This window comes from Pseudomonas sp. HMWF021 (assembly GCF_003061005.1).
Lineage (GTDB): Bacteria > Pseudomonadota > Gammaproteobacteria > Pseudomonadales > Pseudomonadaceae > Aquipseudomonas.
Genome location: NZ_QAIK01000170.1, coordinates 33,972 through 36,919 on the forward strand (window position 1 = coordinate 33,972; position 2,948 = coordinate 36,919).

Annotated in this window: 4 protein-coding genes; all 4 read right to left on the reverse strand. The window is 57.9% G+C overall.

Going from position 1 to position 2,948, the window contains the following annotated elements:
* On the reverse strand, positions 1 to 1,088 hold a 1,088-nt coding region (locus DBR18_RS29870; protein ID WP_256588921.1), incomplete at its 3' end, for a TIGR00180 family glycosyltransferase.
* A 52-nt stretch (positions 1,089 to 1,140) separates the two neighbouring features.
* A complete protein-coding gene (locus tag DBR18_RS24640; protein WP_108592267.1) occupies positions 1,141 to 1,869 on the reverse strand; it encodes a cephalosporin hydroxylase family protein in 729 nt (242 codons plus the stop codon).
* 29 nt (positions 1,870 to 1,898) lie between these two features.
* Positions 1,899 to 2,564 carry a NeuD/PglB/VioB family sugar acetyltransferase gene (locus DBR18_RS24645; RefSeq protein WP_108592268.1) on the reverse strand — a complete coding sequence of 222 codons (666 nt, stop codon included), beginning with the start codon at positions 2,562 to 2,564 and terminating at the stop codon, positions 1,899 to 1,901.
* Positions 2,561 to 2,948, reverse strand: a 388-nt coding sequence (locus DBR18_RS29875; protein ID WP_256588924.1) for a DegT/DnrJ/EryC1/StrS family aminotransferase, incomplete at its 5' end; no start/stop codon positions are given. The genes DBR18_RS24645 and DBR18_RS29875, both read right to left, overlap by 4 nt.

Genomic DNA, 2,948 nt, shown 5'->3' on the forward strand with positions numbered 1-2,948 from the left:
GCCAGCATCAGGTTCTGCTGGCGCGCCCAGATGCCTTCCAGGCCTTGCAACTGCAGACGCCCTGCCGGCATCGCATGCAGCAGAAATTCGAAGTGGGTCAACTGATCGAAGAACGGCTGATTGTAGAACGGCATCTCGACGTACTGATTAGGACCGAAACGGCGCAGCGGACCGGTGTCGATATGGGTCCAGCTCGACTCGAAAATCAGTTCGGCAGTCAAGGAACGACGGTTGCGCAGGCCGTCGGCAAGCGCCTCGAAACTGGCCAGCACAGACTGTTTGCCCTGCTCCGGGCTCTCGTGCCGAAGTTGCGTCGGCACTGCGGCCAGGAATTCGGCAAAGGCTTCGCGCTCGGCGACAGTCTTGGCGTCGGCGTACGCCAGCGAATGGTAGATCTCGGTGTTGTGGTCGGAATGCTCGTAGTTGAGTTCGCGCACCACGTAAGGAATCGGCAGAATCCGTGCCTTGCCCTGCGCCAGCAGGTAATAGGCATGACCAACTTCCTGCCACTGGAACGAGGTGTCGTGGGGCAGGATCCGATACCACTCGCGAAGGTTCGCGGTGCGCTGTACCGCATAAAACGGTGGCAGGTACTGATACAGGTAATCGTGCACCCGTTCCTCGGCGTTGTCCGACGGATAGTCTTCGCAGACTTTTTTATCGCGCCGGTAGTAGCTGACCCTGTCGGCCAGCGACAGGTACATCATGCTGTAGCCGTGACAGAAGCTGTAATCGGGATTGGCCTGCATGAACGCAACGGATTCATGCAGCGCTTCGGGCACATGGAAGTCATCGTCGGCCGCAAACACCATCAAGGGTGTCGTGATCTGATCCACGCCGTAGGCCAGCTTTGCCCGAATCCCCCAGTAGCCGTACTGCGGCAGGTGCTGGTAGTCGACATTAGGGTAGCTGCCGGCGATGCCCGGCAATGCCTCGGCCGAGGAGTCCAGAACGAGAATCCTGCAAGGCAAGCTGCTGTAAAAAGTCACCGCCCGCCGTAGAAACGCCGGTCGCTCGTGCGATATCAGCACCACGGTCAACTGATCGTTAAGTGCCAATCCAGATTTAGAGCTGTTCTTGCCTTGCATAAATTTTCCCCAACCGGCGAGTAGCCGAAAGATCTCAACGATGTCTTGTCGATTAACGTACGCGACGCAGATAACCGTCCGGTGCGACCGTGATCAGCAGTTTGCTGTGAACGGACTGGTCGATCTCGAAATCACGATTTTCTTCGAGATACGCCCACACGGCGGTTTTCGGGTTATTACCCTTTCCCCATGGGCGATCGGGAAACGCATCCTGCGGCATGTCTTCCACCACGGTGTCCATCACCACGCAGTAGCTGTCCACCGACGTCATCGGAGCGTAGGCCTGCAGTTCCGCCAGCACATGCTCGTGGGTGTGGTTGGAGTCCAGCACCACCAGCACTTTCTTGCCCTCGACCTGCTGACGAACCTGATCGACGATCGACGGATCGATACTCGAACCCTGAATCATCCGGATCCGTTTGCTCATCGGATGTGCTTCGATCGCTTCACGGTTGTGCTGACGAATATCGATGTCGACACCCAGCACTTCACCGTGACCGATCAACTCCAGCATCGAGGCGTAGAACACCAGCGAGCCGCCGTGGGCGATCCCGGTTTCGACGATGATGTCCGGCTGCACCGACCAGATGATCTCCTGCATGGCGATCATGTCCTGGGGAAACTGGATGATAGGGCGACCCATCCAGCTGAAGTTGTAGGTGTACTTGTGTTTGGCCGTGGAATCGATCCAGTCCTGTGAGGCCGCCTGCAGGGCTTTGTCCCGCTGCAGACCCTGGATGTTCTCTTTTACTTCTTCACGAAACTGCTCATGTGGATTCATTGCACACTCCAGAATTGATGTTGCGGCGGTTACTTGAAAACCCGGCCGTCTTGAAAGGAATCAGGATTATTCTTGATGGCTTTGGCAGGGTTGCCGATCACAACCGCGTAATCCGGAACATGTTTGGTGACCACTGCTCCGGCACCGACAGTCGCCCAGCGACCGATTCGAATGCGTGGCAGGATGCTGGCGTTGGTGCCGATGAAGGTTCCGTCGCCGATTTCGCAGCAGCCGGACACACTCACGCCATGGGCAATGAAAACCGAATTGCCGACATGGGTTTCATGTGCGATCAATGCGCCCATATGAATACTGCTGTTGTCGCCGATGGAAACTTCCGCCTGCAGGATCACGCCTTCCTGCAGATAGTTGCCGACACCCATGCGGGTCATTGTCAGGTCGATGCCCGGGTGAACGAAGTTGGCCAACTGCCCGCCGGCTTCGACAATCTGGCAGGTTGTCTCATAGCGCGCTCGCGTGCTGCCGGTGATCAGATTGACGAACCGCACATCGTCGCCCTTGAGTTCGGCGACCCGATCCACACCACCGACCACAGGCAGGCCGTAGAACAGGGTGCCCTGCTTTTGCGGATCATTGTCCAGAAAGGCGAACTCCTGGTTTGGCAGGGTTCGCTGAACTGCCTGGATCATGCGCATCGTTTCAGGATTGGCTGCACCCAACAGATAGACCTTCACGGTTTTCCCCTTTGCTTGAGAACATTACGCACCACTTCGATGACCCGAGCCTGATCGGCATCCGTCATGTCGTGATAGCTGGGTAGATTGAAGGCGCGCTCCGGCAGGGCGAAGGACACCGGCGTCTCGACAACGTGTTCGCTGAACATCGGCAGTGTCGACAGCGGCCAGAAAAACACCCGGGCATCGATGTCGGCAGCCTGGAAAGCGGCGATCAACTGGTCGCGATGGATGCCGGTGTCGGCATCGAACACCACGGTCGGCATCCAGTAGCCGTTGCGGCCGTGGGACGGCTCGGGATTGAGCGACACCCCCGCCACGCCCTCCAGCGCCTGCGCATAGTTGGCAAAGATCGCCCGCTTGCGTGCGATCAATTCCTCGATC

Coding starts and splice junctions, on each gene's coding strand:
- DBR18_RS24640 (WP_108592267.1), bottom strand. CDS start 1,869: ATGAATCCACATGAGCAGTTTCGTGAAGAAGTAAAAGAGAACATCCAG.